Below are 897 nucleotides of genomic sequence, written 5' to 3'. Positions count from 1 at the left end.
GCTATTACTGGACTTGCCCGGATTGCCGCGAGGTCTTTGAACCAGATTATGAGTTACTGCATTTTCCAGATGAGGGCAGCCCGAAAGAGCGCGGCCTTGCTGCTGTGATGGCGTGCCCGCATTGCGGTGCGATCTTTGAACCACGGCACAAGGTGGAGCTAAACCGGGCGGGCCGCTGGCTTCATGAAAGCAAAACCGGGGAGCTGGTGAGCGTTCATGATGAGGCTTTGCGGGAAACGGATCTTGTCACTTACTGGCTGAAAGGGGCGGCCGCTGCCTTCCAGCCGTGGGCGTCCTTGGTTTCCAGATATGAGACTGCTTGGCAGGAGTTCCAGCAAACCGGAGATGAAACCTCATTAAAGACCACTGTGAACGTTGATCAGGGCAAGCCTTATTCATCGCGCATGGTGGAAGATGAAGATGATTTGAGCGTGAAGCAACTGAAGGACAAGGCAGAGCACTATCTGCTTAAGGTCGCACCGCCGGAAACCCGCTTTCTTACCATCGCTGTTGACGTGCAAAAGGGCCGCTTTGTTGTGCAGGTGGACGCATGGGGGCCGGGGCTGGAACGATGGTTGATAGATCGCTTTGACCTTCATACCCCGCCTGCAGGTGCACCAAGTGCTGATAGCAGAGCCATTGACCCGGCAAAGTACAAGGAAGACTGGGACGCTTTGTTGCCTTTACTGGAAAAGTATTACCCGGTTGCGGGCAGTGGCTACCAGATCAAACCGGCTGCACTGATCGTGGACAGCGGCGGCGCTGATGGAGTGACAAAGAACGCTTATGCTTTCTTCCGTAAATCGCGCAAGCTTGGCCTGCGTAGGCGGGTGTTTCTTGCCAAGGGGCTGGACCGCTGGGACCGGGACCGGGCAAAGGAAGTCACACCAGAAAAGG

General features: G+C 55.9%; 1 protein-coding gene. It reads left to right on the top strand.

The features are described from left to right. Positions 1-897 (top strand): terminase gpA endonuclease subunit (locus PsWM33_RS27475; protein WP_193778455.1); only part of this gene is annotated, 897 nt, incomplete at both ends.

This window comes from Pseudovibrio sp. WM33 (assembly GCF_001623165.1).
Lineage (GTDB): Bacteria > Pseudomonadota > Alphaproteobacteria > Rhizobiales > Stappiaceae > Pseudovibrio.
The sequence above is the reverse complement of the archived record's forward strand: the minus strand, read 5'-3'. Positions and strand labels throughout refer to the sequence as shown.